This window comes from Comamonas testosteroni ATCC 11996 (assembly GCF_000241525.1).
Classification (GTDB): domain Bacteria; phylum Pseudomonadota; class Gammaproteobacteria; order Burkholderiales; family Burkholderiaceae_C; genus Comamonas; species Comamonas testosteroni.
This window is the reverse complement of the sequence record NZ_AHIL01000011.1, coordinates 36,959-61,424: the sequence shown is the minus strand read 5'-3', so window position 1 is coordinate 61,424 and position 24,466 is coordinate 36,959. Positions and strand designations below refer to the sequence as shown.

Below are 24,466 nucleotides of genomic sequence, written 5' to 3'. Positions count from 1 at the left end.
CATTCTTGTTTGCGTAAATCCCAGAAAGGTTGCCCCGTGTCCGAATCCCTGCACTACGTCTGCCCTCATTGCCACACCACCAATCGCATCGCCAAAGAGCAACTGGGTAATCAGCCCGATTGCGGCAGCTGCCACCAGCCGCTGGTGACGGGCGAGCCCGTGGCCCTGGACAACGACAGCTTTGCCCGGCACACCGGTCGCAGCCAGTTGCCGGTGGTCGTGGATTTCTGGGCCCCCTGGTGCGGCCCCTGCCGCATGATGGCGCCGGCCTTTGCCCAGGCGGCGCAGCAGCTGGCGGGGCAGGCGCAGCTGGCCAAGCTCGATACCGAGGCTTATCCGCAGGCTGCAGCACCCTTTGGCATCCGCAGCATTCCGACCATGGTGATCTTCAAGGAAGGCCGGGAACTGGCACGCATCTCCGGGGCGCTGCCTGCATCGGAGATCGTGCGCTGGGTGCGATCGGTGAGCTGAGCGGCGGATTTTCGCGCTCCCGGCTGCATCACCAGGGCATGGCCTGCGGTGACACGGCCGGGGCGCCAGCCTGGCTCAGGCGGCGATGTCCAGCACCACGCGGCCTTCGATCTTGCCTTCGTGCATGCGGGCAAAGATGTCGTTGATGTTTTCCAGCTTGTCGGTGGATACGGTGGCCTTGACCTTGCCCTGAGCTGCAAAGTCCAGCGACTCCTGCAGGTCCAGGCGCGTGCCGACGATGGAGCCGCGTACCGTGATGCCCTTGAGCACCATGGAGAAGATCGGCAGCGGAAAGTCGCCGGGCGGCAGGCCGTTGAGCGAAATCGTGCCGCCGCGACGCACCATGCCCAGCGCCTGCTCGAAAGCCTTGGGCGACACGGCCGTGACCAGCACGCCATGGGCGCCTTCAATCTCTCTTTGCAGATAGGCCGCCGGATCGGTGGTCCTGGCGTTGACAGTGACGGTTGCGCCCAGCTGACGCGCCAGAGCGAGTTTGCTGTCGTCGATGTCGACCGCCGCGACGTTGAAGCCCATGGCCTTGGCATATTGCACGGCCATATGTCCCAGGCCGCCGATGCCGGAAATCACCACCCAGTCGCCGGGCTTGGCATCGGTGACTTTCAGCCCCTTGTACACCGTGACCCCGGCGCAGAGCACGGGAGCGACGTCGATAAAGCTCACGTTCGATGGCAGATGGCCCACATAGTTGGGATCGGCCAGTGCGTAGTCGGCAAAGCCGCCGTTGACCGAATAGCCGGTATTGGTCTGAGATTCGCACAAGGTCTCCCAGCCGCCTATGCAGTGGCGGCAGAAGCCGCAGGCGCTGTGCAGCCAGGGCACGCCCACGCGATCGCCTTCCTTGACATGCTTGACGTTCTTGCCCACCGCAGCCACATAGCCCACGCCCTCGTGGCCGGGAATGAAGGGCGGATGAGGCTTGACAGGCCAGTCGCCTTCGGCCGCATGCAGATCGGTGTGGCAGACGCCGGAAGCCGCGATCTTGACCAGGATCTGATCGTCTGTCGGTCGGGGCACCGGCATTTCTTCAATCGTGAGCGGCTTCCCGAAGGAACGCACCACGGCGGCTTTCATGGTCTGGGGTAAGGACATCAGAGCACCTCCTTGAAGTAGAAGGCAAGGCCCAGACCTGTAGGCCGGAGACTTGCCCGTATAAGAACGTGTTTACGATTTCTACGTAGCCGCGTTGGAGCGCGATCGTAAGCACGTTCTAAAACCATGCCGGTATGGCATGGGGGTTGCAGCGGGTTTCGTGATCCGCTGCATGGCCCGGGCGGAGCGAACCGCCGCAGCCGTCTCGTACTGTGCAATGGCTGCAGCATACCGTCTTTGACTTAACTCAAGCCGCGCCCATCCCTGCCCCGTTGGCCTCGGCGCGCGGACTGCTAGGCGCCGCCTTCCAGATAGGCAGCAATCGCCTGCTCGCGCGCCTTGCTCACTGCGTCGCCAATGGCCTTGCCTTTGAGGCCGCGCTGCGCTGCCGCCTGGGCAACGGGGGCGGTTTCCACGGCCAGAGCCGCCGTCAGAGCATTGCCCAGGCGCTGGCGCTGCGGGTAGGCCGCCTCTTCAAAGCCCAGACGTCCGCGTGCGTCGCATTCGCAGGCCAGCAAGGCTTCCTCGAAGCGCTGGGGCTTGCGGATGGCATCGCAGCGCTCCAGCAGGCGCAGCAGGGCGGCGGCATTGAGCTCGTGGCTGCGATGGATGTTGCCATGCTCGCGTGCCACGACCTCGGCCAGCTCCTTGCAGTCGTTGGGCACGCGCCAGCGCTCGCAGACCTGCAGCAGCAGGCGGGCGCTGCGCTGTTCGTGGCCGATATGGCGGGGCAGTACATCGGCCGGCGTGGTGCCTTTGCCGAAGTCATGGCACAGGCAGGCAAAGCGCACGGACAGCGGTGTCTGCAAGCGGGCCGACATGTCCAGCACCATCATGGCATGCACGCCGCAATCGATCTCGGGGTGGTACTCGGCGCGCTGGGGCACGCCCCAGAGCTTGTCGAGTTCGGGCAACAGCCGGGCCAGAGCTCCGCATTCGCGCAGGATGTTGAACATGCGCGAGGGCTGGGCCTCCATCAGGCCGCGGCTGATTTCCTGCCACACGCGCTCGGGCACCAGGGCATCGACCTCGCCGGCCGCCACCATCTCGTGCATGAGTTCCATGGTCTCGGGTGCGACGGAGAAGTCGGTGAAGCGCGCCGCAAAGCGGGCCAGACGCAGAATGCGTACCGGGTCTTCGCGGAAGGCATCGGTCACATGGCGCAGCACGCGATCCTTCAGATCCTGCTGGCCGCGATAGGGATCCACCAGGTCTTCGAGGTCGCCGTTGCCTGTCCAGTCTGCGGGAGCAGCGATGGAGTTGATGGTGAGATCGCGTCGCGCCAGGTCTTCTTCCAGCGTCACATCGGCGGCGGTGTGGACCACAAAGCCGCGATAGCCCATGCCGTTCTTGCGCTCGGTGCGCGCCAACGCATATTCCTCATGGGTCTGGGGGTGCAGAAACACCGGAAAGTCGCGCCCCACGGGCACGAAGCCGCGCGCGCTCATCTGCTCCGGCGTGGCGCCAACCACCACCCAGTCCGTATCGTTGACGGGCAGGCCCAGCAATGCATCGCGCACTGCGCCGCCTACCTTGAAAACCTTGAATTCACTCATGCTGCAATGGTAGTGGCTGCGAGCCGGCGTGCAGATACCGCGATTGCGGGATTGCGGACTCAGCGCTGCTGGCGATAAGGCTCTTCGAACTGCAGAAAATCCTGCTCGGCCAGAGCCGCCTGAATCCATTCCTGGGTGGCGGGCAGCTGGGTGATGCGCTGTATATAGGCGCGTACCGGGGCCGAGGTCGGCAGGCCGTAGCTGTTGATGCGCATGCACACCGGCGCAAAAAAGGCATCGGCAATGCTGAAGTGGCCAAACAGCATGGGGCCGCTGGCGATGCTCAGCAGCGGGGTCCAGAGTTCTTCGAGCTGCTGGACATCGCTGCGCAGATCGGCATGCTCGGCCCAGAGCCGGGCACCGGTCTCCTGCAACTGGGCTTCGATATTCATGGGGCAGAGGCTGCGCAGCGCACCAAAGCCGCTGTGCATCTGTGCCACCAGGCTGCGTGCACGGGCGCGCTGGGCCACGGTCTGCGGCCATAGATGCTTTTCCGGAAAACGCTCGGCCAGATATTCGCAGATGGCCAGGCTGTCCCAGATGACCAGCCCCTCATCGACCAGCAGCGGCACCTTGCCGGTGGGGGCGAGTGCCAGCGCCTGCAGCTTGAAGCTGGAGTCGGGCGCAAAGCTGTCAAAGCGCAGTGTGAGCTCTTCGAAGCTGATGCCGCTTTGGCGCATCAGCACCCAGGGGCGCATGGACCAGGATGAGTAGTTCTTGTTGCCGATATAGAGCTTCATGGCGGACTCCTGTGTGATTTGCCGAGCAGCTTATCAAGCTTGGGGCGGGCGGTCTGTGTGTTTTGATTCCACAGTCATGCCGGGGCGCTGCGGCTGATGATGTAATTGGCTCCACTATGGCAAATACTTCCACTTCTTCTGCAAACCTGGCCGCGCATGTGGCAGGGGCTGGTCACCACAAGGGCGCGCTGGTGCTGTTCTCGGGCGGCCAGGACTCGACCACCTGCCTGGCTCAGGCCCTGGCCATGTTCGAGCGTGTGGAGACGCTGGGCTTTGACTACGGCCAGCGCCACAGCGTGGAGATGCAGGTGCGCGCAGGCGTGCGTGAGCAGCTGGCTGAGCGCTTTCCCCAGTGGGCGCCGCGTCTGGGCGAGGACCATGTGCTGTCGCTCGACGTGCTCAAGCAGATCGGCGGCTCGTCCCTGACCGAGGATGTGGCTTTTGCCATGCAGGCCGACGGCCTGCCCAACACCTTTGTGCCGGGCCGCAACCTGCTGTTTCTGACGCTGGCCGGTGCGCTGGCTTATCGGCGCGGCCTGACGGTGATCGTCACCGGCGTCTGCGAGACCGATTATTCGGGCTACCCCGATTGCCGCGACGACACCATGAAGGCCCAGCAACTGGCACTGAACCTGGGCCTGGAGCGCCGGCTGCGCATCGATACGCCGCTGATGTGGCTGGACAAGGCCCAGACCTGGCAGCTGGCCCATGATCTGGGCGGCAGCGAGCTGGTGGAGCTGATTCGCACCGAGACCCATACCTGCTACCAGGGCACGCGCGATGTGCTGCACGAATGGGGCTATGGCTGCGGCAGCTGCCCAGCCTGCGAGCTGCGTGCATCGGGCTGGCGCAACTGGCGCGCCAGTCAGTCTGCAACTTGAAATTGATAGCTTCTTGCGCTTGATAAAAAAGGACTTCAGACTGATAAAGCTCTGAAGTCCTTTGATTGAATATGGTAAATGCTCCCTAATAAGGAGCATTTTTTTCGACGAACCCGATCAGGCGCTGGGCCGCGTGGCGATCTGCCCAGCCTGGATCTGCGCCGTCATCTGGCTGAGCCAGGTCTGGCTTTCCGGGCGCTCGAACAGAAAATCCCAGATGGCATCGTGCTGGCGCGGTGTCAGGCCGAGCGCGCCATGGCGGCGCATATGGGCTTGCAGCCGCTGCAGCTCTGGCGCAGTCAGCGGCAGCTGCATCACGGTCAGCGGAGGGCGCGGGCGGTAGCGGCGCTGGGGAATGTTCTTGCGGGGACGACTCATGGCAAAGCAATCAAAGCGATTCAAAGTTTAGACAGGCCAGACCACGCCGTTGTCATTGAGGATGGCGTCCAGCGGCAGGTCATGGGCCTCGGGCTGGAAGTCATCGACATAGCCATTGGTATAGCCCAGACCCACGGTGAAGGGGCGCGGGCTCAGCTCGGCCAGCGTGCGGTCATAGAAGCCGCCGCCATAGCCCAGGCGGTAGCCGCCGGCCGCGTAGCCTACGCAGGGGACAAACAGCAGCGTGGGCACCAGCAGTTCGGTATCCTTGGGCTTGGGAATGCCATAGGCGTCCTCCTCCATCGGGCAACCGGGGTACCAGGCGTGAAAACTCAGCGTCTTGCGCTGTTTGTCTATCACCGGCAGCCCGATTCTGCGCCTTTGTGGAGTACCCTGTAGCTCGCCATCTTCCTTCCAGCGATGCAGGGCTGGCAGCGGATCGAACTCTGCCTTGATGGGCCAGTAGGCACCAATCACGGTATCGGGCCGCTCCATCAGCCAAAAGCGCATCACCTGCTGCAGCGCATCGGCGCGTTGCAGGCGATCTGGAAGGTTGAGGCGCAGTTCAATCAACTTGCGGCGTAACGCTGCTTTGTCCATCGGATAATTTCCTCCATGCACTGGCTGAAGATTTTGACACCGCTTTGTGCGGCATCCCTGCTGACTGTAGCTGCTCCGTTTGCGCAGGCACAGAACTCGGGCGATGCCGTGTTGCTGGACATGCAAAAAGCATTCCGCAGCCGCAATCAGACGGCGCTGACCCAGCTCCTGCCTCAGGCTGCCGGTCACCCTCTCGAACCTTGGGCCGCTTACTGGGAACTCAAGAACCGCCTGGAAACCGCATCGCCCGATGAAATCCAGGGCTTTCTGAACCGCTATGCCGGCACCTACCAGGAAGACCGCTTGCGCAACGACTGGCTGCTGCTGCTGGGCAAGCAGCGCGACTGGAACACCTTCAGTCAGGTCTATCCCAAGTTCCGTATGCGCGACGACAAGTCCGTCACCTGCTACGCCCTGCTGGCCGACGCCTTGCAAGGCCGGGGCGCGCCCAATGTGGGCCAGCAGGTGCGCGATCTGTGGATGGCGCAAAAAGATGCCGATGACGGCTGCACCACGGCTGCCGGCCAGCTGTATGCGAACAAGCTGATCACCGACGCCGATGTCTGGCGCCGTGCCCGTGTGGCCACCGAAGCCAATCGCCAGAAGGCGGCCCGTGATGCGGTGGCCATCGTCGCTCCCGAGGCCGCCGACCAGGTGGCGCAGGTGTTTGCCTCGCCCGCCAAATACCTGGCAGGCCAGAGCAAGGCACGCGGGCGCGAGCGCAAGGAGCTGGCCCTGCTGGCCCTGATCCGCATGGCGGCCAGCGACCCCGATGCGGCCGCCACGCAGATCGACGGCGGCTGGGGTGCCCAGCTCAACGGCGAGGAGCGCAACTGGGCCTGGGCCGTGGCCGGCAAGCAGGCCGCCTTCAAGCTCTCGCCCGATGCCAATAGCTATTTCGGCAAGGTACGCCGCAACGAGGACCTGAGCGACGACCTGCTGGGCTGGAAGGCCCGTGCTGCGTTGCGCGCCGGCGACTGGAAGGCCGTGCGCCGCGCCATCGACGCCATGGGGCCGGAGCGCACCGACCCGACCTGGGCCTACTGGAAAGCCAAGGCCATGCTGGCGGGCCGCCCCAATGCCGAGGAAAAGGCCGAAGCCCGCCAGCTGCTGGAGGACACGGCCGGCAGCAGCAGCTTCTACGAGCAGCTGGCGCTGGAGGAAATCGGGCAGCGCATCACCGTGCCGCCCGCGCCCGCGCCGTTGACGGCGCAGGAAAAGGCGGCGGCGCGCAGCAACCCCGGCCTGAGCCGCAGCCTGTATGCGATTGGCATGGGCCTGCGCAGCGAAGGCGTGCGCGAGTGGAACTACTCCACCAATCTGCACCAGCCGGGAGGCATGGAAGATCGCGAGCTGTATGCGGCGGCCGATCTGGCCTGCGAGCGTCAGGTCTGGGATCGCTGCATCAACACCAGCGAGCGCACCAAGACCTTTGCCGACTGGAAGCAGCGCTTTCCCATGCCCTATCACGACACGGTGCTGGCCAAGTCGCGCAATATCGGGCTGGATCCGGCCTATGTCTATGGCCTGATCCGTCAGGAGAGCCGCTTCATCATGGATGCACGCTCGGGCGTGGGCGCTTCGGGGCTGATGCAGGTGATGCCGGCCACGGCGCGCTGGACGGCCAGGAAGATCGGCATGACGGGCTTCACGCCCGACATGATCAACGACCGCGACACCAACATCACCATCGGCACCTCCTATCTCAAGCTGGCGCTGGATGACTTCGAGGGCTCAATGGCGCTGGCTGCCGCGGGTTACAACGCCGGCCCGGGCCGCCCGCGCAACTGGCGCAACGGCCCCACGCTGGATGCCGCCATCTGGGCCGAAAACGTGCCCTTCAGCGAGACCCGCGACTATGTGAAGAAGGTGCTCTCCAACACGACCAACTATGCGGCGCTGATCACCGGCCAGCCTCAGTCGCTCAAAAGCCGACTGGGCACCATAGGCCCGCGCCCGGCCAATGATCCCGAGACCATGAAGGACTTGCCATAAGTGGGTGTTTCGATGAGCTGATTGCTCATTTAATGATAGTAAAAAGCGCTCTGCCTGAAAGGTGTGGAGCGCTTTTTTTATTGAACTCTTCAAGTGCTCAAACAAGACCCGCGCCGAGGCGCGCGCGAAATAGCATGCAAAGCCCCTTGTAGGTGAATAACCTACAAACAGATGGCGAATGAGACTGGTTTGCGTTTACAAAAGTACATAATTGCAACCGTCAGAGCCCATAACGTCACATACAACCTCGGCTTTGTCTCCCATTAGCTGCTTGCCAGCTGTCCAGAAGGCCCACCGGGCCGCCGCTTCCTACCCGTATCTGTGAACGACCTGCCCAAGGCAGGCCGAGGAGTCATCATGTCCAACGCAGCTCTGAGTCGCACCCGCCATATTCGCTGGCAACCCCGTTTACTGGCCCTGGCCGCTGCCGCCGCATGCGCCGGCAATGCCTTTGCGCAGGCCAGGGAGTCCACCATGGAGGAGGTGGTGGTCTCGGCCTCCGGCTTCGAGCAAGAGCTGAAAAATGCCCCGGCCTCCATCTCCGTCGTGACGCGCCAGGAGCTTGAGACCAAGAACTTCCGCGATCTGGCTGAAGCCCTGCAGGGCGTGGAAGGCATTGATGTGATGGGCGGCACCGGCAAGACCGGCGGTCTCGACATCAGCATCCGTGGCATGCCCAGCGACTACACGCTGATCCTGATCGACGGGCGCCGCCAGAACGTGGCGGGCGACGTCACGCCCAACGGCTTTGGTGCGGCGCTGACCAGCTTCATGCCGCCCATGTCGGCCATCGAGCGTATCGAAGTCATTCGCGGCCCCATGTCCACGCTCTATGGCTCGGACGCCATGGGCGGCGTGATCAACATCATCACGCGCAAGGTCAGCAAGGAGTGGGGTGGCGAAGTCAGCGTGGGCGCCGGCATTCCACAAGACAGCGAATGGGGCAACCAGTACAGGAGCAGCTTCTACATCAACGGCCCCATCAAGCAGGACGTGCTGGGCCTGGCCGTGCGTGGCAGCACCTTCAACCGCGATGCGGCCGACTGGGTGCTGGCCCCTGGCGCCGCACAGCCCGCCGGTGCACGCAACCCTGCGCCGGCACAGAGCCGCCAGCACAGTCTGGGCGCCAAGCTGACGCTGACGCCCAGCCGCTATCACGATATCTGGCTGGACGTGGACCAGGCCCGCACCTGGTACAACAACGAGGATGGCCGTTTGGGCAATCGTGATGCGGTTGCCAAGCCTGGTTCGCAGCCCGGTTATCGCGATGCGCTACGTTTCAACCGCGACCAGGTCAGCATCGGTCACACCAGCCGCCTGGGCTTTGGCACGCTGGAAAGCAGTCTGATGCACACCGAGACCGAAACTATTGGCCGCACCATCCCCGGCGCGTCGGTGCCCAAGGGCGACCCGCGTGCTGGCGCCGATCGCGAGCTCAAGACCACCAATCTCGTGCTGGACAGCAAGCTGGTGGCGCCTCTGGGTGATGCCCATATGCTGACCGTGGGCGGCCAGTTCTGGGATGCCAAGCTCAAGGACGGGCTGCTGCCGCAAAGCCACAAGCAGACCATGTGGTCGCTGTTCGTGGAAGACGAGTGGCGCCTGCGCCAGGGCCTGACCGCCACGCTGGGCGGCCGCTATGACCACCATGACGCCTTTGGCGGCCAGTTCAGCCCGCGTGCCTATCTGGTCTGGGATGCGACGACGAACTGGACCTTCAAGGGCGGCGTGAGTCAGGGCTTCAAGGCTCCGCGCCTGAATCAGCTGATCGACGGTGTCAGCGGCATTAGCGGCCAGGGCCAGACCATCAATATCGGCAACCCCAACCTCAAGCCCGAGACCAGCACCAATGTGGAGCTGTCGGCCCTGTTCGACAACAAGGCAGGCTGGACCAGCGCAGCGACCTTCTTCCACAACGATGTCAAGGACAAGATCGCCTCGGGCGGCTCCTGCCTGACTTCGGCCATCTCCAGCTGCGCCTTCAATCCCACGGCCGATTACTCCATCAACGTGGACAAGGCCAAGACCTGGGGTCTGGAGCTGAGCAGCCGCGCCCAGCTGGCCAAGGACTGGGCTGTCAAGGCCGGCTATACCTGGACCAACAGCGAGGTGATCGAAGGAGGCCGCAAGAACGGTCAGCTGGCCAATACCGCCAAGCATATTGCCAGCGCCCAGCTGGACTGGACCCCGACCAGCCAGTGGCGTCTGTGGGCACGCGGCGAGTACCGCAGCAAGAGCCCGCGCTTCAGCGGCTCCTACGACAATCTGAGCTCAGCCAACAAGGCCGTGTTTGATGCCGTGGGCGATATCAAGGGCTATGCGCTGTTCCATCTGGGCGGCAGCTATCAGGTCAACAAGAGCCTGAGCATCAACGCCAGCATCTTCAATCTGTTCGACAAGGATTTCCGCAAGTACCAGCAGGTCAGCGTCAACGGCACGCCGACCTGGGTGAACAGCTACTTCCAGGGCGGCTCCTCGGTGTCGGGCGTGACCCAGGCCGGTCGTACCTTCTGGGTCACGGCGAACATGAAGTTCTGAGGCTGAGCGCTTCAGCCGCGGCATGAGCTTCTGAATCAGGAGCTGTCAGCGTACTTTAACCATGGGTTTCAAACTGATTTAGGTCTGAAATCAAGGATGAAGAAGCGCAGGCAGCTCCTGTTTTCATATTGCTGATTATTGTTTACACTTCTTTACAAAGATCGTTTCTGCGGATGGCAGATCCATACCGAGTGAGGGAGAAAGTAGCAATGTCAGCAGCAAGAGGCCGCGTGCTCATCGCCACGCTGGGACTGGTCTGGGTCGGTGCCCTGATGGCGCAGCCCGTCTACAAATGGGTGGATGCGCAGGGGCAGACGCATTACGGCTCGCAACTGCCGCCGCAGCAGGCGGATGCGTCGCAGGTCAAGGTCTCGCCCAACGGCAGCTCGGGGGCGGGCGCGGGGCGCTTTGGCGAAGGAGCCGAGGCACGCAATCCCGACGGCACCAGGAAGCTGCCCAAGGGCGCTCAGGAAATGGCCGACGGTCTGGCCCAGGGCCTGAGAAAGGTCGACGGCAAGGAGGTGGCGCTGAACTGCGCGCTGGCGGTGGACAACATTCGCAGCCAGATCGAGACCATGCTGGAAAACGGCCAGAAAAACCTCAAGGGCGGCTATATCACCCAGGCCCAGTACGACAGCTCGGCGGGCAACTTCGTGAAGCTGCGCTCCCAGGCCACGGTCAGCGACTGCAAGGCCGCCACGGGACGCTCGCGCGATATGTACCAGTGCATGACCAGCATGTACAACCATCTGGTCGGCTGCGCCGAAAAGCACAGGCCCTGAGCAGTTCGGCCGCTTTCAGAACACGTTCTCAGGTCTCGGCCCACATGCGCAGCAGGTTGTGATAGTGGCCGGTCAGGCTCACGGTCTCCTCGGTTTCGCCAAGTTTTCCGCGCAGGCCGGTGATGGCCTGATCCATCTCGAACAGCATGGCGCGGCGCGCATCGTCACGCACCATGCTCTGTGCCCAGAAGAAGGAGCAGACCCGCTCGCCGCGCGTGACGGGCTCGACCCGGTGCAAGCTGGTGGAGGGGTAGAGGATGAGGTCGCCCGCAGGCAGCTTGACCTCGTGCGTGCCATAGGTGTCGACCACGACCAGCTCGCCGCCCTCGTAGTCCTCGGGCTCGCAGAGAAACAGCGTGCAGGACACATCGGTGCGCAGCCACTGCTCGGAGCCTGCGACGCGGCGCGCCGCGCCGTCCACATGCAGGCCGTAGGTCTCGCTGTCGCTGTAGCGGTTGAACAGCGGCGGCATGGTGCGCGCGGGCAGGGCGGCGCTGAAAAACAGCGGGCTGGCTGCCAGCGCCTGCAAGATGATGCGGCCCTGCTCCTGGGCCACGGGCGAGTGCTCGGGCAGCTGCCGGTTGCGCTTGACCTGGGCGCCCTGGCTGCCCACGGTGGCGCGGCCGTCGACCCAGTCTGCGGCATCGATGGCAGCACGCATGCTGGCGACCTGCTCGCGGCTCAGGACCTGTGGGATATGCAGCATCATGGTGAGAATTCTTTGAAATGGAGAAGCCCCGCTTGGGCGAGGCTGCAAGTCGGAAAGTGGATCGCTGCCGCTGAAGACGGCGCGATCCAGGTAAGAGACAGCGAGCAAGGGCCGCCCCGCAGCGAAGATGTCGTCCCCCTCCGGCGCTCAGCGCCAGAGAGGGGGAAGGCGCGGAGCGCCTCAGGGGGAGAACTTCCAATCAGAACTTGAAGTTTGCCGTCAGGCGGGCCGAGCGTGCAATGCCGGGGAAGTAGCGGTAGCCGCTCTTGTTGATGGCCGCCACATAGTCCTTGTCGAACAGATTGAAGACATTGAGCTGGATGTCCAGATTCTTGTTCACGCGGTAGCTGGCCATGGCGTCAAACACCCAGTAGGAGTCCGTGTGGCTGGGCGTGCCCACGGCACCGTCGGTGCCGCGCTTGAGGCCGCCCGCATAGCGCGCGCCGCCGCCAATCGTCAGGCCGAAGGGCAACTGGTAGGTGCTCCACAGGCTGAAGGCATTCTTGGGCGTATAGGTCAGGCCGTTACTGGCGTCGGCTGCCACCAGGGCGCCGGTGTCGACCTTGGTGTTCTGCACGGTATAGCCCGCGCTCACGCCCCAGGCCTTGTTGATCTGGCCGATCACGCCCAGCTCCAGGCCCTGCACGATCTTCTTGCCGGTCTGGCCCACGGTGCCGTCGGAGTTGGTGACGATCTCATTGGTCACCTCAGTACGGAACAGCGCGCCGCTGAGCATCAGATTCTTTTCCGCCAGCTCCCATTTGCTGCCCAGCTCCAGCGTCTTGGCCTTTTGCGGGTCCATATTCGGGTTGGCGGCATTGTTCACCGCGGCCGACAGCGCAAAGTTGCTGCCGCCCGGTGGCTGCTGCGAGAGAGCGTAGTTCAGATAGACGCTGCCATTGGGGGCGGGCTTGTAGAGCACGCCGGCCTTCCAGCTCAGCAAGGTGCCGGATTTGCTCAGGCCGTCCGACGTGGTGGGCACCACGGTGCCCACAGGGTTGCTGCCGCAGGGCTGGGTAGTCGAGCTGGCCGCGCAGACCGCCATGGCGTTGTACGAGGTCTTGTAACGGTCCAGGCGCAGACCCAGATTGGCCTGCCACTGGTCGTTGAATTTCAGCGTGTCGAAGGCATACAGCGCCACGGTGTCGGTCTTGCCCTTGCTGTCGGCACCGTTGCGTACATAGGCAGGCAAAGTGACGCTGGCGTCGGGGTTGTATACGCTGACCCGGCTGGGTACCGAGCCCGAGGTGGCCAGGCCGTAATTGGTCTGTTCCTCGCGCGTCAGCTCCAGGCCCAGGCTCAGATCATGCTGCACGCTGCCGGTGGCAAGGCTGGTGTTCAGATTGGTCTGGTTGGTCAGGATGCGGTTGACCTGATCCTTGGTGTTGATGAGGCGCGCCATCGACCATGTGGATGGATCGGCGGGGTTGGGAGTCTGCAGACCATTGCTGCCCAGTACTCCGCTCGCAGAATAGCCCTGGCCCATGATGGCCGAGAGCAGATAGTCCTGCTTGGTCTCGCCCCAGCGCGTGGTGTTGCGCAGCTTGGTGGTGGATGTGAAGTCATGTTCCACCTTCAGCGTGGCCATGGTGGCCGTCACATCGTCGTGATCGGAGGCCGTGCCGTAGAAGTTCTTGCTGTTGACGCGTGCTGCCGAATCCAGAAAGGCGCGGCGGCCTGCATAGCCTGCAGCGTCGGGCGAGGTGTAGCCGGGCAGGCCGATGGTGGCGACGCCGCCGTCGGGCACATTGCTCTGCTTGATGTGCAGCAGGTTCACGAACACGCGGGTGGGAGAGTTCAGGCCGAAAGCAATCGAAGGTGCAATACCCCAGCGGTTGTTCTCGATGCCGTTGCGGCCCGCCACATTGGCGTCCTGCGCCATGGCGTTCAGGCGCACGGCCGTGCCGGTCTCGGCATTGACGACGCGATTCAGGTCGATGCTGGCGCGCTTGTAGCTGGCCGAACCCAGGCCCAGCGAGCCGCCGAAGCTGTTGTTCAGATTGGCCTGCTTGCTCACCAGGTTGATGGCACCGGTGGGGGCGCTGCGGCCGTAGTCGGTGCCGGCTGGGCCCTTGGTGACCTCGACCTGATCAATGTTGAACATATCGCGCGAGATCGAGCCGATGTCGCGCACGCCGTCCACATAGATGCTGCTGGAGCTGTCGAAGCCACGCATATAGACGGCGTCGCCCGTGCTGGTGTTGCCGTTCTCGCCTGCGTAGAAGGTGCCGGCGCCGGGCACATTGCGCAGCGCCTCTGTCAGCGTGGTGGCGCCTTGCTCCTGCAGCAGCTGCTCCTTGATGACGTTGACGGTCTGCGTGGTGTTGACCAGCGGCTGGGTGAACTTGGGCGAAGACAGCTGGCCGGGCGTGTAGCCGGTGTCGGCATTGCCTTCCACCTTGACTTCCTTGAGTGTGGTTTCCGCAGACTGGGCCAGTGCCGGCATTGCCAGGGTGGCACCGGCCAGCACGGTGGCGCAGGCGACCAGACCGGCGGAGGAAGGCAAGCGACCCGCAGAATGCTTGCGGCTTTGGATATAGATGTTGGATTGAGCCATGTTGAAAGGACTTGGGTGAAGACAGTTGGCTGGCGGGTGTGGGCTGTCTGCACTTGTGATGCGGCCGCAGACGCCGGAGGGCGTGCTGGCGAAGTCCTGGCTGGCTAAAGCGTACTCGGGTACGAATGCAGCGAATGATAATGATTCTTAATATAACTTTGCGAAAGTTTACGGAGAATAATGTCTGGCGTTGTTGCACAGCAACATGGTCGGCATAGGCGGGCACTCGCTTCACTTCGAATATGAGAGCTGTTACCGCCCTTTCTATCTGCATTTCAAGGTACTAGAGCATTGAAATCATCGAGCAGCGTGCGCTGGATGCTTCTTTTTTAAGAGTCTTTACGGTCGCGTAGCCTGGGCGCTGTCCCTGGCCTGCAGCAGCAGCCCATGCAGCAAGCCCTGCTGGGCTTCGGGAAAGTCGCTGAGCAGCTCGGTGGCTATCTGCTCGCGCCGGTGTCTGAGCTGATCGAACAACTGTTGTCCCCGGGCGCTGAGCTGCAGGCAGCGCACGCGCTTGTCGGCTTCGCTGGCCGAACGCTCCAGCCAGCCCTTGTCCTGCAACTGGGCCAGGGTGCGCGCCATCTGGGCCTTGTCGGTGTGACTGTGCTCGACCAGTTCCTTTTGCGTGATGCCGGGGTGGCGGCCGGTGTGCATGAGGATGCGGAATTCGTTGAAGGTCAGCCCCGGTTGCACTGCTTCAAGCGACTCAAGCAGGCGCGCGCGAAACTGGTGCAGCAGATCGTGCAGCACCTCGAACACTTCGGCAGCGATGGATGAACTCATGGTGGGAAAGGTTGTTTGTTGACTTAGTCAACTTATTGATGGATATTTAGTGGACTTTATCAACTTAATGAAAATCATGTCCAACACCGAGACAGTGTCCATCATGCAGCGTGTACGCCACGAATTCCGCTCGCGCCATGTGCAGTTGCTGGCGCGCGAGCAGCTCAGCCCCGGCTTTATCCGCCTGACCGTGGGCGGCCCCGAGCTGGCAGGCTTTGTCAGCGCGGGCTTTGACGACCATACCAAGCTCATCCTGCCCCAGGCCGGGATGGACAGGCCCAATCTGCCGCAGATTGTTGACGGTCGCCCCCATATCGACGGCGAGCGCCCCACCATGCGCGACTACACGCCGCTGAACTACGACGCGGCCCGCAACACGCTGCAGCTGGAGTTCGCCGAGCATGGCTCGGGCCCGGCCGTGGAATGGGCGCGCACGGCACCCATCGGTCAGTGGCTGGGCCTGGCCGGCCCGCGCGGCAGCCTGGTCGTGCCCGCCGATTTGGACTGGCATGTGCTGCTGGGCGATGAAAGCGCCATGCCCGCCATGGAGCGCCGCCTGGCGGAACTGCCGGCCGGCAGCCGCGCCATCGTGCGGGTGCAGATCGGCAATCCGGCAGACCAGCGCCGCTGGAGCAGCGCTGCGCAGCTGGATCTGCAGTGGGTGGAGTCCCTGGCCGCTGCCGTCGATGCGCTGGAGCTGCCCGAAGGCGAGGGCTTTGTCTGGGCGGCGGGCGAGAATCGTGCCATGGCCGATCTGCGCAAGCGCATTCTGGCCAAGCCCGGTGCCAATCCCAAGCGCATGCGGATTGCCTCCTACTGGAAGCAGGGCGAGGCCGCCCACCACGAGGAACTGAGCGCGAATGACTGAGGAGGCAACCGCCTTCCTGATCCGCAGCCCTGGGGCGCCGAGCGCTCGATGCTCCTCCTGCCGCCATCGCGCGTCACTGATCGTACGTCATCCGACCCGCGTCAGCGGTTGAGCAGGATGGGAGTATCGGCCCCATCGCGCCGCAGCTCGGCTGCGCCGCTGGCCACAAGGCTCTCGATCAGGCTGTCCAGCCATTGCTGTGCAGTTTGCGCGCCAAAGTAGCTCTGGTGCAGAGTGTCGAAATAGGGGGTGGCATGAACCCAGTCCTGCAGCTCCTGCACTCCGATGCTTTGCCACTCCAGCAGCTTGTATTTGAGCAGCACCTTGGCGGCATAGCTGGCATGGCGCTCCGGCGCCTGGACAAAGCCGGCCAGCCGCTTGCGGGCAATGCCCAGAGCCGTCTGCACATCGCCAAACAAGCCGCCGTGTCCGGGTACGACAAGCTGAGGCTCCAGGCGCTCGATCACGTCCAGTGTCGCGGCGACCTCGTCAAAGGCGGCAATGCCTTCGATCTCGGGGAAGACCACGCCAAAGCCGTTTTCCCATAGCGCATCGGCAGAGATCAGGATGCGGCTGTCGGGCTCGAACACAATCACCGAATGCGGATCATGGCCCGGGGCTGCATGGATCTGCCAGTCGCGGCCCGACAGGCGTACCGTGCTGCCTGGCTGCAGCAGGCCCGTGATGGCAAAGCGTGGGCATTCCTGGCCCGTGGGGGCGTAGCTGAGGGCGGCTTCGTCCCAGCTGCGTACCTGCTCGGCCTGGCCTGGTGCGATAAAGGTCTGCACCTGTGGATAAGCCTGCTGCAGCGCGGCATTGCCGCCGCAATGGTCGCTGTGCAGATGGGTGTTGAGAATGCGCGCCAGCGGCTGACCTGCCAGCGTGCTTTCGATCAGCGCCAGGGTTTGCGCGCTATGCGTGACATAGCCGGTGTCGATGACGGCAGCGCCTTCGGCATCGCCGGCCTGCGCGGCAAAGACGATGTTGTTGGCCGACAGCCAGCCGCGCTCCAGCACGGTCATGCCGGGCGGCAGTGGGACATGCATTGCCGGGGATGCATTCATCGAGCTGGTCTCCTGTGCAGTGCTTGGTGTTTTGCCCAAGCCTAGCAGGCTGATCATCATGCAGCTGTCGCGCGGGCGGGCTGCTCAGTGCTGCTCAGTGCGATTCGGCCGAAGACAGGATGTTGCGGCGAATCACCACGGGCTTGCCGCCAAAGCGCTGCTTGGACAGCCAGTGCGCCAGGGCCGAATCGAGATGCGTGGCGTGGCCGGGAAACCAGTCCACCAGGGCTTTGGTCAGATCGCGGCAAAGGGCGACATTGCCTTCGGCGAGCTTGACGCGGACTTCTGCCACGGACTTGAGCACGGCCGCATGCTCGTCGATATGGCAGTCGCGTGGAGGGAAGCCGGTGCTCAGCATCCACTGGTCCTCTTCGGCAAAGTGGTGCTGCAGATGGGCCTCCATGGCTTGCAGCAGACTGGGCAGCTCGCTGTCTTCGGCGGTTTGCAGCGGGGCAATCAGCTCGACGAATTCCTCGTGCAGCTCGTCCATGGGCCCGTGGCCCATGAGCAGATGGTCTCCCCAGACCAGGGTGGCGGTGTGGCTCATGGCAATGTCTTCTTGTGAATGTTGCGGAGTGTGCGCAGCTTGTCTCTGAAGACCATTATGCAAGCCGTATCGGTGGACAGGCATCCTGCAAAAGAGGGAGGCGGTCTGCCGTGCAGGCAAAGAAAAAGCCTCTTGAACCGAAATTCAAGAGGCTTTGTCTGGTGCGCGATACATGGATCGAACATGTGACCCCTGCCGTGTGAAGGCAGTGCTCTACCGCTGAGCTAATCGCGCTGTAACTGGTGGGTGATACATGGATCGAACATGTGACCCCTGCCGTGTGAAGGCAGTGCTCTACCGCTGAGCTAATCACCCGAAGACCGCAATTCTAGCAGCAACTTTGGATGTCTTCGGGAAAACTCGTAAATTTTCTGAAAAAACTCAGTTCGACCGCAGCTCGCGCCGCAGGATCTTGCCCACATTGGTCTTGGGCAGTTCGTCGCGGAACTCGATATAGCGTGGCCGTTTGTAGCCCGTCAGCTGCTCCTGGCAGTAGCGCATGACCCGGTCTTCTGTCAGCGAGGGGTCGCTGCGCACCACATAGACCTTGATGGATTCGCCCTGCTGATCGTCCTTGACGCCCACGGCTGCACATTCGAGCACGCCGGGGCACATGGAGATGACGTTTTCCAGCTCGTTCGGATAGACGTTGAAGCCGCTGACCACCATCATGTCCTTTTTGCGGTCGATGATGCGGGTGTATCCCTCGTCGTCCAGCACACCGATATCGCCGGTGCGCATATAGCCGTCGGCCGTGAAGGCCTTGGCGGTTTCTGCAGGCTGGTTGTAGTAGCTGTGCATGACGTTGGGCCCCTTGATGCACAGCTCTCCCGCCTGGCCGTTGGGCAGGTTGCGGCCTTCATCGTCCTTGATGGCGACCGAGATGCTGGGCAGAGGCAGGCCTATGGTGCCGGTGAACTCCTTGTTGGTGACGGGATTGTTCGTGCCTATGGCGCAGGTCTCGCTCATGCCCCAGCCTTCAATCATGGCGCAGCCCGTGGTCTGCTGCCACTGACGCGCCGTGCCTTCGGACGCCGCCATGCCGCCGGCCTGGGAGATGAACAACTGAGAGAAATCGAGCTGGCGGAACTCCGGGTTGTTGAGCAGCGCATTGAACAAGGTGTTCACCGCAGGCAGCACATGGAAGGGCCGCTTCTTGAGCACCTTCACAAATTTCGGGATATCGCGTGGGTTGGGGATCAAACTGAGGCTTCCGCCCAGTCGCATGGCGAACAGGCTCACGGTGAGCGCGAAGATGTGATAGAGCGGCAAGGCCGCCACGATATGGGTTTCATTGGCCTTGACCCTGCCTTCCAGCGCAGGGGTGAACCAGGTATGGGCCTGCAGCGTGGCGGCGACGATATTGCGATGGGTCAGTACTGCCCCCTTGGACAGGCCTGTTGTGCCGCCCGTGTATTGCAGAAAGGCGATCGAGTCCAGCGTGGCCGTGCTGGGGATGAGCTTGCGTCCAGCGCCCTCGGCCAGGGCCTTGCTGAACTGGGTGACCTGGCGCTGCTGGCTGCCGGTGCCTGAATCCGAACCAAGGGGCAGGTCAAAGGCCGGCACCATCTTGGCCAGGTGGCGCACGGCAAAGGTGATCCAGCTGCCGTACAGGCCGCCGAGCAGATCGCCCATGCTGGTCAGGCAGATATGGCGGATATGGCTGCGCTCCAGCACCTGGGCCAGGGTGTGGGCAAAGTTCTCCAGGATGATGATGGCCGTGGCGCCCGAGTCCTTGAGCTGATGCTCGAGCTCGCGCGCGGTGTAGAGCGGATTGACGTTGACGCAGGTAAAGCCTGCGCGCAGCACGCCTGCCATGCTGACGGCGAACTGCGGCACATTGGGCAGCATGATGGCCACGCGAGCCCCTGGCTCCAGGCCCAGGCTCTGCAGCCAGGCCCCCATCTGTGCGGATAGCTTGTCCAGCTCGGCATAGCTCATCCAGCGGTCCATGCAGACGGAAAAAGGGCGTTCTGCATGCTGGGAAAAGGCTTCTTCGAGCAGATGTACCAGCGAGCGGTACTGCTCGGGCTGTACATCGTGCGGCACATTGGGCGGATAGTTCTTGAACCAGGGAGCGGCAGCGTCCATAAAAGAGGTACCTTGCAGAAGCCGCTCGTCGTCCAGGGAAGCGGGCGGCGGGTTGAACAAAGAAGGCCAGCGTGCAAAACCTGCGCTGCGGCTGATTCTGCGGATGCGCTCTGTCAGGGTCTACGGGGGCTTGTCCTAGGCGCTGAGCGGCATGCTTGCTACGCTAGCGCCTGGAGGTGCAGGCTTTGAATACCTGTTTCTGGCGCGCAGTGGTGATGGGCAGCTGGCTGGCGCTGCTGCTCTGGTGCGGCTATTGGTGGCCGCGCTCAGTGGCTGTGGCACTGCTGGGCGCGGGCCTGATTGCGGGCGGAGCCGGACTGCAGCTGGGCACGCAGATGCTGATGATGCGGGCGGTGCTGCGCCGCCGCGGTGTGCCGCTGCCATCCGCCATGATTGCGCTGCGGGCCTGGCTGTCGGAGTGGCGCTGGGCCTGGCGGCTGTTTGGCTGGCAGATTCCTTTTGGCGAACATGCAGAGCCCGATGGAGTGCCTGTAGATCGCGAGGGCATGCAGGTGCAAGGGTTGGTGCAAGGGCAGGTGGGTGTGGTGCTGGTGCACGGCTATTTCTGCAACCGTGGCGTGTGGACCGTCTGGCTGCGCAGGCTCAAGTCGCGCGGCATTGCCTGCATGGCCATGACGCTGGAGCCTGCGCATGGCAGCTCCGTCGACGCCATGGTGGACGATCTCGACAGATGCGTGAAAGCCATGGTCCAGCAAACCGGCTGTGCCCCGCTTCTGGTTGCGCACAGCATGGGCGGTCTGGTGGTGCGGGCCTGGCTCAAGCGGCTCGATGCAAATGAGCGTGCGCGTCATGCGGCCCATGTGGTCACCGTGGCCACGCCGCATGGGGGCGCCTGGCTGGCGCGGTTTGCGCAGCGCCTGCCGGCCGTGGAGATGCGCGAGGGCAGCGACTGGCTGCAGCGGCTGGGGCCGCCGCCCGAGGATGTGCCATTCAGCTGCTGGTGCAGCAGCAGCGACAACATCGTCTTTCCGCCCGATCAGGCTGTCCTGCCGAATGCGCAGCGCCATCAGGTCGACGATGCAGCGCATATGCAGCTGCTGTTCGATCCTCGGGTCTGGCAGCACTGTCTGCAGCTGCAGGCGCAACTGCAGGGGCGCCTGCAGGAGCGGTATCAGGCTGCAGAGGGCGGTGCCTCGGCAGCCGATGCCGGGGCGCGGGCCTGCGGGTCCTGAATCAGGTGGATGTCGGTGGCGGAGACCAGGGCGATATTCTGCTCGGCGCAGCGCTGCAGCAGGCCGAACAGCAGGTCGCTGCGCGTGCTGTAGACATTGCGCGAGCTCGAGACATGGCCGAAGCTGGTGATGTTGACCACGCTGCCATTGATGGAGTCCACATACATTGAAGGGGCCGGGGTGCTCAGCACGGCCTCATGCTCGGCATAAAGGCCCAGCAGCACCTCGCGCAGCTTGACGATATCGGTGTTCAGCGGCACCGAGAACGCGATCGATATGCGGCCCAGCGCGCCATCCATGGTCAGGTTCTGCACGGACTTGGTGATGAACTCCGAGTTGGGCACGATGACGGTGGATTTGTCATCGGTCTGGATCTCGGTGGCGCGCACGCTGATGCGGCGGATGTCGCCGACCTGATCGCCAATGCGCACGCGGTCGCCCAGCTTCACGGGGCGCTCGGCCAGCAAAATCAGGCCCGAGACAAAGTTCTGCGTGATGGCCTGCAGGCCGAAGCCGATGCCGACGGACAAGGCGCTGGCCAGCAGAGCCACTTTTTCAAAGCCTATGCCCAGGGCCGCCAGCGTCCACAGGCCGGACAGCAAAATGCCCATATAGCGGGCCACGGTGCTGATGGAGTTGCGTGCGCCTATATCCAGCTCGGTCTTGGGCAGAAAGGTCTCCACCAGCCAGTGCTGCAGGGCGCCAAACAGCGTCAGCCCCGCCACCAGCACCAGCAGGCCGCGCAAGATCGTCATGGGACGCAGGAAGGAGTCGCCCACGGGCAGGCCGTTGGTCAGCGTATCGGCCAGCACGATCAGGCTGCTGGAGTTGCCAAAGGGCGCGATCAGCGCCATCAGCCCCAGCAGCAGCAGGCAGACACGCGTGAATGCCGACAGCAGCACACCGACCTGCTCCAGGCGCGAGGGCTTGAGCCCCGTGCCGGCAGCGAAGCCCTGGCCGATACGGCTCTCGCTGGAGCACAGCCAGGTAAAGAGGTCGTCGGCAAACTTCATCAGCAGCGAGGTTGCCAGAACCACCACGGTGATCCAGACCATTTGCGTGGCTGCGAATACCGAGAAGTTCAGATAACCGATCAGCGCTGCGATCAGCGCGGCCAGCACCGTCAGATGCCCGCCCAGCCAGGCCAGCATCAGCCAGCGACTGGTTGCCGCAGGCCGGTAATCGTCACCATGGTGAGCGGCTTTCTCGCGCTCGGCCAGTTGCTGGCGCTTGCGCTGCTTGTTGATGACCATCAGCACCGACATGATGAGCAAGGCATAGACAAGCGCAATCAGTCCGTCAAGGGCCACGCTGCTGACGGCGCTGGTGCGTGCGGCAATGTCCACCGCGTTGAGCATCATGGAGAACCAGGTCAGACCGGCGGCTCCCCAGGCAAAGCGTGTGAGCGCAGGGGCGGCAATGTCGTCGATGTTGAGCAGTCGCCAGGTCGGACGCTTGGGCACCAGCAGGCAGGCGCTGACGGACAGGAAGAAGGCAGCGACAAATGAGGATTGAATCCAGGCATCGGCCACGGTCTGCAGGCGCGGTGCAATCGCGTCTATGGAGCGCAGGCTCTCGATGAATACCAGGCTGGCCAGGCCGGGTAGGGCTGTGCCTACTACCAGCATCCAGACAGCCAGACCCGTGCGGCGCAGCCGCCCGTTGGGCGCGCGTTCGGAGGCCGCAAATTTCCGGCCCGCATAGCGCAGGCCGATGCGCAGCGGAAACATTACGAACAGCGCCAGGGCGATGCCGGTCAGCGTGGCCGACCAGCCATGCTCGGCAATGGCGGCGTTGAAGCTGGTACGGCCCTGACGTGTCAGGGCTGCAATGCGTTGCAGATCGGTCGGCAGATGCTCGGCAAACTGCTTCCACAGCGAAGGCGACAGTGGGGATGCCACCTTGCGGGCGATCTGTGCGTTGAACTGCTGGGTGCGGATCTTCTCGATGCTGTCCGTGGTCTGCTTGGCCTCCATGGACAACAGCTTGCCGCGCTTGAGCGCGGAGTCCAGCTCGCTGTGTTGCTGCGCCAGATCCTTGCGCTGCAGGCTCAGTTCGGGGGATTCCTCGCTGCCTTCGGCCACCGGCCCCAGCTGGGCAATGCGGGCATCGATCTGCTTGAGCAGCGGCTCCAGCGCCGTGACGGCATTGTCGGCATCGCGTTTGGACTGCAGGGCTTTTTCGGACAGGGCCTGCAGCGTTTCGGACGTGTCGGCATCGTCCAGCGACTGGCGTACCTTGTCCAGCGTGTTCGACGCCTGTTGAATCTGGGCGATGGACGTGGTCTGGATATCGCCATTGGCAGGCAGTTCGGCCGCGACGGCCAGACCTATGCAAAGTTGGAGCGCTAAAAGCCAGCGCAGCAGTCGGTTGCAGCGGTAATGCATTGTGAAGAAGTGAGTGGGCGGCAGTTTGCCTCTGGCGCTCACTATAGGTGCAATGCTGCGGTCAGGGTTTCAGGGCGCAGCCAGGTCATGCAGTGCTTGCAGCCTGAATATTCCGCATTGATTGCTATTGAAAATGGAGCTTCACGCGCTTTTCTGAAAAGGGATAAAGCCGAATTTTCGTCAGAAAATTCGGCGCATGGACTCGCGCTTGCCGGGGCCCGAGCCGGTATACATCCGCTGACTAAATCAGCTGTTCGCCTGGCAGCAACTCCTTGGCACCAATGGTGGGCAGCTGACGCAGCTGCTCATACAGAGGCGCAAAGTCGGTATCGGCCAGGTTCAGCAGATGGGGCATGTCGTCGATCACGAAATAGGTCTGCTGATAGGTGTCGATCTTGTAGAGCGTGCGCATGGTGCGCTCCAGCTGCAGTGGCAGGCGATGCGGCTGCGGGCTGTTGACGCTGTACTCCAGCTCGCCCACGGAGCTGAGGATGCCTGCGCCATAGGCGCGTACGCCACCGCTCTCACGGATCAGGCCGAATTCCACCGTGTACCAGTACAGGCGCGACAGCATCTCGCAGGCGCCGAGCTCGGCGGCCTTGAGGCCGCCCTGTCCGTAGGCCTGGATGAAATCGGCCATGACGGGGTTGAACAGCAGCGGCACATGGCCGAAGAGGTCGTGGAAGATGTCGGGCTCGACGATGTATTCGAACTCCTCGGGCTTGCGTATCCAGTCGGTGACCGGAAATTTGCGCTGAGCCAGCAGCGAGAAGAACGGCACCTCGGGAATCAGACCCGGAACGCCGACGATCTCCCAGCCCGTGGCCTTGAACAGTCGTTCGTTGACTTCCTCGAAGCGCGGAATGCGCTCCTTGGCCCCCAGCGACGGCAGGGCGTCGATGAAATGCTGGCTGGCACGACCCGGCAGCAGCGCGGATTGGCGCTCGTAGAGGCGGTGGTAGGTGTCATGCTCGGCCTCGGTATAGGCGGCATAGTCCTGCGTGCAGGTGTAGTCGGCATGGGCACGCGTGTAGTCGCCGCGTGGTGGACGATCGGACTGGCCGTAGACGACGGGGGCCGCGCCGATGCCGCCGGTCATGGCGGTGCTGTTCTGGATGCTGTTCATAAGGCACTCCCTGAGATGAGGGGTCGCGAAGGCTGCGGCCGAAGCTCGTGGCCGGGGCGCAGCAGGGAAAAGGAGAAGCGAGCCGAAAGC

Annotated in this window: 20 protein-coding genes and 2 tRNA genes; 7 read left to right on the top strand and 15 right to left on the bottom strand. The window is 63.3% G+C overall.

Annotation, left to right across the window (positions count from 1 at the left end):
• The first annotated feature begins 36 nt into the window (after positions 1-36).
• Entirely contained in the window at positions 37-471 is a 435-nt protein-coding gene (gene trxC / locus CTATCC11996_RS04300; RefSeq protein ID WP_003073498.1) for a thioredoxin TrxC, read from the top strand.
• Between the two features lie 75 nt (positions 472-546).
• On the opposite strand, the gene adhP is transcribed toward trxC, so the two are convergent.
• The 3 genes from adhP to CTATCC11996_RS04285 all read right to left on the bottom strand — a co-directional run bounded on the left by adhP (position 547) and on the right by CTATCC11996_RS04285 (position 3,877).
• Positions 547-1,581: an alcohol dehydrogenase AdhP gene (gene adhP / locus CTATCC11996_RS04295; RefSeq protein ID WP_003073495.1), complete on the bottom strand. Its 1,035-nt coding sequence runs from the start codon at positions 1,579-1,581 to the stop codon at positions 547-549.
• Between the two features lie 293 nt (positions 1,582-1,874).
• The gene (locus tag CTATCC11996_RS04290) at positions 1,875-3,137 is read right to left on the bottom strand and encodes a multifunctional CCA addition/repair protein (RefSeq protein WP_003073490.1); all 1,263 of its coding nucleotides are present in this window, start codon (positions 3,135-3,137) and stop codon (positions 1,875-1,877) included.
• A gap of 59 nt (positions 3,138-3,196) precedes the next feature.
• A complete protein-coding gene (locus CTATCC11996_RS04285; protein ID WP_003073486.1) occupies positions 3,197-3,877 on the bottom strand; it encodes a glutathione S-transferase family protein in 681 nt (226 codons plus the stop codon).
• 116 nt (positions 3,878-3,993) lie between these two features.
• Here CTATCC11996_RS04285 and queC point away from each other — a divergent pair, with 116 nt between their 5' ends.
• Positions 3,994-4,758 carry a 7-cyano-7-deazaguanine synthase QueC gene (queC, locus tag CTATCC11996_RS04280; protein WP_003073482.1) on the top strand — a complete coding sequence of 255 codons (765 nt, stop codon included), beginning with the start codon at positions 3,994-3,996 and terminating at the stop codon, positions 4,756-4,758.
• A gap of 117 nt (positions 4,759-4,875) precedes the next feature.
• Here queC and CTATCC11996_RS04275 read toward each other — a convergent pair whose 3' ends face one another.
• Positions 4,876-5,136, bottom strand: a complete 261-nt coding sequence (locus CTATCC11996_RS04275; RefSeq protein ID WP_003073480.1) for a hypothetical protein — start codon at positions 5,134-5,136, stop codon at positions 4,876-4,878.
• Between the two features lie 27 nt (positions 5,137-5,163).
• Positions 5,164-5,736 carry a 5-formyltetrahydrofolate cyclo-ligase gene (locus CTATCC11996_RS04270; protein WP_003073478.1) on the bottom strand — a complete coding sequence of 191 codons (573 nt, stop codon included), beginning with the start codon at positions 5,734-5,736 and terminating at the stop codon, positions 5,164-5,166.
• Between the two features lie 15 nt (positions 5,737-5,751).
• Here CTATCC11996_RS04270 and CTATCC11996_RS04265 point away from each other — a divergent pair, with 15 nt between their 5' ends.
• The 3 genes from CTATCC11996_RS04265 (at position 5,752) to CTATCC11996_RS04255 (ending at position 11,051) form a co-directional block, all read left to right on the top strand.
• Positions 5,752-7,731, top strand: a complete 1,980-nt coding sequence (locus CTATCC11996_RS04265; protein ID WP_003073476.1) for a lytic transglycosylase domain-containing protein — start codon at positions 5,752-5,754, stop codon at positions 7,729-7,731.
• A 357-nt stretch (positions 7,732-8,088) separates the two neighbouring features.
• Positions 8,089-10,269, top strand: coding sequence for a TonB-dependent receptor domain-containing protein (locus tag CTATCC11996_RS04260; protein ID WP_003073474.1), 2,181 nt, complete (start codon positions 8,089-8,091; stop codon positions 10,267-10,269).
• A 209-nt stretch (positions 10,270-10,478) separates the two neighbouring features.
• The gene (locus CTATCC11996_RS04255) at positions 10,479-11,051 is read left to right on the top strand and encodes a DUF4124 domain-containing protein (protein WP_003073472.1); all 573 of its coding nucleotides are present in this window, start codon (positions 10,479-10,481) and stop codon (positions 11,049-11,051) included.
• 28 nt (positions 11,052-11,079) lie between these two features.
• Here the strand turns inward: CTATCC11996_RS04255 and CTATCC11996_RS04250 are convergent, their stop codons facing one another.
• The 3 genes from CTATCC11996_RS04250 to CTATCC11996_RS04240 form a co-directional block, all read right to left on the bottom strand.
• Positions 11,080-11,760, bottom strand: coding sequence for a Fe2+-dependent dioxygenase (locus CTATCC11996_RS04250; protein WP_003073470.1), 681 nt, complete (start codon positions 11,758-11,760; stop codon positions 11,080-11,082).
• Between the two features lie 199 nt (positions 11,761-11,959).
• The gene (locus CTATCC11996_RS04245) at positions 11,960-14,317 is read right to left on the bottom strand and encodes a catecholate siderophore receptor Fiu (RefSeq protein WP_003073468.1); all 2,358 of its coding nucleotides are present in this window, start codon (positions 14,315-14,317) and stop codon (positions 11,960-11,962) included.
• A gap of 339 nt (positions 14,318-14,656) precedes the next feature.
• Positions 14,657-15,100 carry a MarR family winged helix-turn-helix transcriptional regulator gene (locus tag CTATCC11996_RS04240; protein ID WP_003073467.1) on the bottom strand — a complete coding sequence of 148 codons (444 nt, stop codon included), beginning with the start codon at positions 15,098-15,100 and terminating at the stop codon, positions 14,657-14,659.
• A gap of 67 nt (positions 15,101-15,167) precedes the next feature.
• Between CTATCC11996_RS04240 and CTATCC11996_RS04235 the strand changes: the two genes are divergently transcribed.
• Positions 15,168-15,968: a siderophore-interacting protein gene (locus tag CTATCC11996_RS04235; RefSeq protein WP_034348207.1), complete on the top strand. Its 801-nt coding sequence runs from the start codon at positions 15,168-15,170 to the stop codon at positions 15,966-15,968.
• Positions 15,969-16,069: 101 nt separating this feature from the next.
• On the opposite strand, the gene CTATCC11996_RS04230 is transcribed toward CTATCC11996_RS04235, so the two are convergent.
• From CTATCC11996_RS04230 to CTATCC11996_RS04210, 5 genes are all read right to left on the bottom strand, one after another.
• Entirely contained in the window at positions 16,070-17,032 is a 963-nt protein-coding gene (locus CTATCC11996_RS04230) for an MBL fold metallo-hydrolase (protein ID WP_003073463.1), read from the bottom strand.
• A gap of 94 nt (positions 17,033-17,126) precedes the next feature.
• Entirely contained in the window at positions 17,127-17,579 is a 453-nt protein-coding gene (locus CTATCC11996_RS04225; RefSeq protein WP_003073461.1) for a bacteriohemerythrin, read from the bottom strand.
• Between the two features lie 159 nt (positions 17,580-17,738).
• Positions 17,739-17,813 (bottom strand) — tRNA-Val (locus CTATCC11996_RS04220).
• A 6-nt stretch (positions 17,814-17,819) separates the two neighbouring features.
• Positions 17,820-17,894 (bottom strand) — tRNA-Val (locus CTATCC11996_RS04215).
• 66 nt (positions 17,895-17,960) lie between these two features.
• Positions 17,961-19,670, bottom strand: a complete 1,710-nt coding sequence (locus CTATCC11996_RS04210) for an AMP-binding protein (protein ID WP_003073459.1) — start codon at positions 19,668-19,670, stop codon at positions 17,961-17,963.
• Between the two features lie 185 nt (positions 19,671-19,855).
• Here CTATCC11996_RS04210 and CTATCC11996_RS04205 point away from each other — a divergent pair, with 185 nt between their 5' ends.
• Positions 19,856-20,863 (top strand): esterase/lipase family protein, encoded by a 1,008-nt coding sequence (locus CTATCC11996_RS04205; protein WP_003073457.1) that lies wholly within the window; start codon positions 19,856-19,858, stop codon positions 20,861-20,863.
• Here CTATCC11996_RS04205 and CTATCC11996_RS04200 read toward each other — a convergent pair.
• The gene (locus tag CTATCC11996_RS04200; protein ID WP_003073455.1) at positions 20,803-23,250 is read right to left on the bottom strand and encodes a DUF3772 domain-containing protein; all 2,448 of its coding nucleotides are present in this window, start codon (positions 23,248-23,250) and stop codon (positions 20,803-20,805) included. The two genes, CTATCC11996_RS04205 and CTATCC11996_RS04200, sit on opposite strands and share 61 nt — an antisense overlap.
• Before the next feature lie 241 nt (positions 23,251-23,491).
• Positions 23,492-24,376: a phenylalanine 4-monooxygenase gene (phhA, locus tag CTATCC11996_RS04195; protein WP_003073454.1), complete on the bottom strand. Its 885-nt coding sequence runs from the start codon at positions 24,374-24,376 to the stop codon at positions 23,492-23,494.
• Positions 24,377-24,466: the final 90 nt, after the last annotated feature.

Coding starts and splice junctions, on each gene's coding strand:
- CTATCC11996_RS04230 (WP_003073463.1), bottom strand. CDS start 17,032: ATGAATGCATCCCCGGCAATGCATGTCCCACTGCCGCCCGGCATGACC.
- CTATCC11996_RS04260 (WP_003073474.1), top strand. CDS start 8,089: ATGTCCAACGCAGCTCTGAGTCGCACCCGCCATATTCGCTGGCAACCC.
- CTATCC11996_RS04290 (WP_003073490.1), bottom strand. CDS start 3,137: ATGAGTGAATTCAAGGTTTTCAAGGTAGGCGGCGCAGTGCGCGATGCA.
- CTATCC11996_RS04285 (WP_003073486.1), bottom strand. CDS start 3,877: ATGAAGCTCTATATCGGCAACAAGAACTACTCATCCTGGTCCATGCGC.
- CTATCC11996_RS04235 (WP_034348207.1), top strand. CDS start 15,168: ATGAAAATCATGTCCAACACCGAGACAGTGTCCATCATGCAGCGTGTA.
- adhP (WP_003073495.1), bottom strand. CDS start 1,581: ATGTCCTTACCCCAGACCATGAAAGCCGCCGTGGTGCGTTCCTTCGGG.
- CTATCC11996_RS04265 (WP_003073476.1), top strand. CDS start 5,752: ATGCACTGGCTGAAGATTTTGACACCGCTTTGTGCGGCATCCCTGCTG.
- phhA (WP_003073454.1), bottom strand. CDS start 24,376: ATGAACAGCATCCAGAACAGCACCGCCATGACCGGCGGCATCGGCGCG.
- CTATCC11996_RS04225 (WP_003073461.1), bottom strand. CDS start 17,579: ATGAGCCACACCGCCACCCTGGTCTGGGGAGACCATCTGCTCATGGGC.
- CTATCC11996_RS04270 (WP_003073478.1), bottom strand. CDS start 5,736: ATGGACAAAGCAGCGTTACGCCGCAAGTTGATTGAACTGCGCCTCAAC.
- queC (WP_003073482.1), top strand. CDS start 3,994: ATGGCAAATACTTCCACTTCTTCTGCAAACCTGGCCGCGCATGTGGCA.
- CTATCC11996_RS04240 (WP_003073467.1), bottom strand. CDS start 15,100: ATGAGTTCATCCATCGCTGCCGAAGTGTTCGAGGTGCTGCACGATCTG.
- CTATCC11996_RS04250 (WP_003073470.1), bottom strand. CDS start 11,760: ATGATGCTGCATATCCCACAGGTCCTGAGCCGCGAGCAGGTCGCCAGC.
- CTATCC11996_RS04275 (WP_003073480.1), bottom strand. CDS start 5,136: ATGAGTCGTCCCCGCAAGAACATTCCCCAGCGCCGCTACCGCCCGCGC.
- CTATCC11996_RS04255 (WP_003073472.1), top strand. CDS start 10,479: ATGTCAGCAGCAAGAGGCCGCGTGCTCATCGCCACGCTGGGACTGGTC.
- CTATCC11996_RS04245 (WP_003073468.1), bottom strand. CDS start 14,317: ATGGCTCAATCCAACATCTATATCCAAAGCCGCAAGCATTCTGCGGGT.
- CTATCC11996_RS04200 (WP_003073455.1), bottom strand. CDS start 23,250: ATGCATTACCGCTGCAACCGACTGCTGCGCTGGCTTTTAGCGCTCCAA.
- CTATCC11996_RS04210 (WP_003073459.1), bottom strand. CDS start 19,670: ATGGACGCTGCCGCTCCCTGGTTCAAGAACTATCCGCCCAATGTGCCG.